We start from the raw sequence: 4,783 nt of genomic DNA, 5'->3' as shown, positions 1-4,783 counted from the left end.
CACCGACGCGCCCACCCCGCGTTCCGCATCTACCCCCTCAGCTGCGAAGAGCCGGTTTTATACGACGGGCCGAGCCGGTGGAGCTCGAGCTCGCGGGACTCGAAACCGAATGACGTCAAGAAGGCGTCGACGTCCCCGGGAGCACCGAGCACGGCGAGTCCATCGCCGTCGCTGATCACTTCGATCTCATTCGTCATTCGGTGCTCCGGGAGCTAGGGGGCGGCTTCGTGCTGCCACATCCTCATGAGTGTCTCGCGCAGAACCGACATTCGGTGCCCGACCAGAGGAAAATCTGGCGTCGAAATAATTCGTGATCGGTTTGTTGCGAGGCACTATGCGCTGGCGTGGCCGGGGAAGTTGGACGGTGAGGGTAGGGGCCGCCGGGGCATCGAGTCGTAACTTCTGTGCCTCTAACGCAGCCTTTCGGTACAGAACTCACGACTCGATGCGCAGGGCCCATCCACCTGGCCTCATCCACGGGGCCTCATCCGTACAGCCCCATCCACACAGCCCCATCCACACAGCCCCATCCGCACAGCCCCGCCCACCTAGCCCCTCACACTGGCGGCAGCCCCAGGTTCTCGCGCAGCGTGGCCCCCGCGTAGTCGGCCGGATAGACCCCGCGCTCCTGCAGGCGAGGGATCAGGTGGTCCACGATGTCGTCGAGCCCGGAGGGGATCAGCCACGGGGTGATGTTCAGGCCGTCGATCGCCCCCAGGCGTGCGAACTCCACCAGCCGATCGGCGACCGCGTCGTAGCTGCCGCTGAAGGTGCCGCGCCGGGCGCCGGCCTTGGTGCGGGCGAACTCGAGGATGGACTGGCCCTTCTCCGCGGCCTCCTCGCGCCAGGCGCGGGTGAGTTCCTCGGCCTTGGCGAACTGGAAGCCGGCCCCGCGGGTCACCCCGGACTCGACCACCTCCGGCGGCACGTCCGGGAGCGGCCCGTCGGGATCGAAGGCGGAGAGGTCCCGGCCCCAGTACTGCTCGAGCAGGGCGATGGCCTGCTCGGGGCCGATCTGCAGGTCGCGCACCCAGCGGATCTTCGCCTCGGCCTCGGCCTCGGTGGGGGCGAGCACCACTTCCGCCCCTGGGAGGATCTTCACCGAGCCCGCGTCCCTGCCGGCGGCGACGGTGCGCTCGACGATGCTGCGGCGGAATTCGACCGCCGCCTCGAGGGAGCCGTGCGGGGAGAAGATGACGTCCGCCGTGCGGGCGGCGAAGTCCTGCCCGGTGGGGGAGGCTCCGGCCTGGAACAGCACCGGCTGGCCCTGCGGGGAGCGGGGCAGCTCGCCCTGGGCGCGTACCGAGTAGTGGGGGCCGTCGTGCGTGATCTGCTCGCCGCGCCAGTACTGCTCGGCGATCTGCACGAACGCCTCGGCATGGACGTATCTGTCCGCGTGAGCGAGGTAGCCGCCGCGGCGGAAGTTCTCCCCGGTCCAGGCGTTGTCCGTGGTGACGATGTTCCAGCCCGCCCGGCCGCCGGAGAGCAGATCGAGGGTCTGCAGGCGTCGGGCCAGATCCACCGGATCGTTGTAGGTGGTGTTCTGGGTGGCGACCAGCCCGATCCTCTCCGTGACCGCGGCGAGGGCTGCGAGCAGGGTCTGCGCATCGGGCCGGCCGGCCACGTCGAGCTCGAAGGGGACCCCGCGGTGCTCTCGCAGCCGCAGGCCCTCGCCGAGGAAGAAGGCCGCGAACTTCCCACGCTCCGCGGTGCGCACCAGCGCCTCGAAGGACTCCCATGCCACCTGATCGCCGCTGGAGGGCAGGCGCCAGATCGTCGAGGAGTTCACTCCCTGGAAGAACGCGCCGAAGGCGAGCTGCCCGGTGGGGGTGTGGTCGGGGTGCAGCGGGTGCTCGGCCGGGCCGGTGGCGAGCGCGGCGGCCTCCGAAGAGAGCGGAGCCTCAGTCGGCGTAAGGGACGGGGCGGTGGTCATGCGGACTCCTCGCGGGACAGGCGGGCGCGGTCGCCGCGCCGTGCGGGATCGGGACGGAACGGTGCAGGCTCGAGCCCGAGCTGCGTGCGCAGGTCCTGCCCGGAGGAGGGGCCCGGGGCGATCAGGCCCTCGGCGCGCAGGGCGGTGGCGAGCTCGGCGACCGTGCCCAGGGGATCGGCCGCGAGGTCCAGGCCCACCAGGCGCACCAGCCGCACCGAGGCGGCGTCGGAGGTGCGCGTGGTGTCCTCCCGGATCAGAGTGCTCACGGCGCCAGAGAGCGCACCGCCGGAGACGTCCAGGTCCAGCACCCGCCCGTCGGCCAGCTCAGCCGTCACGCGCTCGCCGGCGGCGGCGCGATCCGCATCGGCGACCAGCACCGGGAGCAGCCCCTGCGGGGAGCGCGGGGTGATCGCCGGGCCGCGCACCGAGAACGTCTCGGCCTCGACGTCGGCGTACTGCAGGCGCGAGGCGTCCACGTACAGCCCGCGCTCGACGTCGCGCACCACCGCGTCCGGTGCCCAGGAGTCCCAGATGCGCCGCGCGGCCTCGAGCACGTCGGCCGCCTCGCGGGCGGTGGCGTCGAGGTCGAGCACGGCGCGGCCGACGGTCGCGGCCACCCCCGGGTCGGTCTCGGCGCTCAGCAGCCAGCCGGCCCGGCCGTGGCTGAGGTGATCGAGGCTCATCAGCTGGGTGGCCAGGTGGAACGGCTCGACGTAGACCGCGTCGGTGCGTGGCAGCAGGCCGATGTGCTCCGTCAGCGGCGCGAGATGGGAGGCGACATGGATCGGGTGCAGGCCGCCGTCGCTGAGGGTCAGGGCACCGATGCCGGAGTTCTCGAGGCCGCGGGCCAGGTCCGCGAGGCCGCCCAGCAGGGCGGGATCGGTGACGAGGTCGACGGCGAGCACGGGCAGTGCCCGGTCGGAGGCTGCGGCGGGGTGCCCGGGCAGCTCATGGGTGGTGGTGCTCACGGGTTCTCCTTCGTGTGGGCGCGGGATTCGGTCAGCGCTTCTTCGCTCAGCTGCCAGCGCTCGAGGACCTTGCCGTAGGTGCCGTCGGCGATCAGGGCGTTGAGCGCCGCCGCGTACGGGGCGGCGAGACCGCTGCCGCCGGCGAAGGTTCCGGCGACCAGGGTCTCGTCGGGCCAACCGGCATTGATCCGCCCCTGCAGCTCGAAGTCATCACGACGTGCCGCGATGAAGCTCAGCGAGGCGAAGGGGGAGATGTAGCCGTCGACGCGTCCGGAGCCGAGGGCGAGCAGGGTGTCGGCGTCGGTGGAGTAGTTCTTCAGCTCCGCGGGCTCCTTGCCCGCCGACTCCAGCTCGGCGTTCCAGTCGGTGAGGATCCGCTCCTGGTTGGTGGCGTTGCCGACGGCGATGATGCGTCCGCTGAGGGAGTCGGCGTCCTCGAGCCAGAAGTCCGCGCCCTTCTTGACCAGGAACGACATGTAGGCCGCGCGGTAGGAGGCGAAGTCGAACTTCTGCAGCCGTTCAGCGTTGACGCCGATGTTGGCGTGGACCACGTCGAACTCTCCGGCCTCGAGCTTGAGGGGCCAGTTCTCCCAGGTGGTCAGCTTCAGCTCGAACTCGAGGCCGAGCTTGTCCGCGACGATGCGGGCGATGTCGATCTCGGAGCCGATGTAGGTCTGGTTGTCATCGGCGAGGAAGGACAGCGGTGCGGCGCTGGTGCCATTGATGCCCACCCGCAGCACGCCGGATTCGGCGACCTCAGGTGGCAGCAGGGCGGCGATCTCTTCATCAGCCGTGGCGCGGATCAGCTCCTGGGTGCCGGAGGTGTCGATGCCTCCCGCGTTCGCCCCGCCGCCGTCGGACGCCGCAGAGCCGGAGCCTGAGTCGTTGCCAGCGATGGCGGCAGGAGCGGGATCGGAGCAGGCCGCGAGCAGGGCGGCGGGCAGCAGCAGGCCAGACGCTGCCAGGGTGCGGCGTGACAGCGTGGGGCGGGACGGGGTGCGGGGAGGCAGCGTGGAGCGGGACGGGGTGCGGTGGGGCTGGGAGCGATGGGTCATGAGTGGTCCTCGGGATGATGGTGGGGCAGGTCAGGAAGGTCAGGCAGGGCAGCTGCGGCGACGGGGACGCCCTCGCCGGTGCGCACCCGCTGCAGGAACGAACGGGTGCGTTCGTGGCGTGGGTGGTCGAGGACCTCCGCGGGTGGTCCCTGTTCGACGATCCGGCCGTGGTCCATGAAGACCACGGTGTCGGCGACGTCGCGGGCGAAGGAGATCTCGTGGGTGACGATCACCAGCGTGGTGCCAGCACGCGCCAGTGACCGGATCACCGCCAGCACCTCCTCGACCAGCTCGGGGTCCAGTGCGCTGGTGGGCTCGTCGAACAGCAGCACCTTCGGCCGCAGAGCGAGGGCCCGGGCGATCGCAACCCGCTGCTGCTGCCCGCCGGAGAGCTGACGGGGGTAGACACGCTCCTTGTCGGAGAGCCCCACCAGGGCGAGCAGTTCCCGGGCGCGCGCCTCGGCCTCGCGCCGGGGCACCCCGAGAGCGCGCCGGGGCGCCTCGGCGACGTTCGCGAGCGCCGTCATGTGGGCGAAGAGGTTGAAGCTCTGGAACACCATGCCGATCGCGGTGCGCTGGCGCAGCACCTCCCGTTCGTGCAGCTCATGCAGCCGGTTCCCCTCGCGACGGTGGCCGATGACCTCCCCGTCCACGCTGACCAGGCCCTCGGTGACGGGCTCGAGGTGGTTGATGGTGCGCAGCAGGGTGGACTTCCCGGAGCCGGAGGGGCCCAGGATCACGGTGACGGAGCCGGGTTCGATCCGCAGGTCGATGCCGCGCAGCACCTCGAGGTCCCCGAAGGACTTGTGCACGCCGCGGATCTCGAC

5 protein-coding genes are annotated in these 4,783 nt (G+C 71.1%); all 5 read right to left on the bottom strand.

Annotation, left to right across the window (positions count from 1 at the left end; translation table 11 throughout):
- Positions 1 to 29: 29 nt before the first annotated feature.
- Positions 30 to 197 (bottom strand): hypothetical protein, encoded by a 168-nt coding sequence (locus tag ACTH43_RS10610; protein ID WP_441444871.1) that lies wholly within the window; start codon positions 195 to 197, stop codon positions 30 to 32.
- 359 nt (positions 198 to 556) lie between these two features.
- Complete coding sequence (locus ACTH43_RS10605) at positions 557 to 1,933, bottom strand: LLM class flavin-dependent oxidoreductase (protein WP_441444870.1); 1,377 nt, start codon at positions 1,931 to 1,933, stop codon at positions 557 to 559.
- Complete coding sequence (locus ACTH43_RS10600) at positions 1,930 to 2,901, bottom strand: LLM class flavin-dependent oxidoreductase (RefSeq protein WP_441444869.1); 972 nt, start codon at positions 2,899 to 2,901, stop codon at positions 1,930 to 1,932. The genes ACTH43_RS10605 and ACTH43_RS10600 overlap by 4 nt, the downstream gene beginning before the upstream one ends.
- Positions 2,898 to 3,956 carry a transporter substrate-binding domain-containing protein gene (locus ACTH43_RS10595; protein ID WP_441444868.1) on the bottom strand — a complete coding sequence of 353 codons (1,059 nt, stop codon included), beginning with the start codon at positions 3,954 to 3,956 and terminating at the stop codon, positions 2,898 to 2,900. Before ACTH43_RS10595 ends, ACTH43_RS10600 begins: the two co-directional genes overlap by 4 nt.
- On the bottom strand, positions 3,953 to 4,783 hold an 831-nt coding region (locus ACTH43_RS10590), incomplete at its 5' end, for an amino acid ABC transporter ATP-binding protein (protein ID WP_441444867.1). The genes ACTH43_RS10595 and ACTH43_RS10590, both read right to left, overlap by 4 nt.

Origin of the sequence: Brachybacterium sp., assembly GCF_052095815.1 — a bacterium.
GTDB lineage: Bacteria > Actinomycetota > Actinomycetes > Actinomycetales > Dermabacteraceae > Brachybacterium.
Note: the sequence above shows the minus strand (reverse complement) of the source record. Positions and strands in the feature narration are given on the sequence as shown.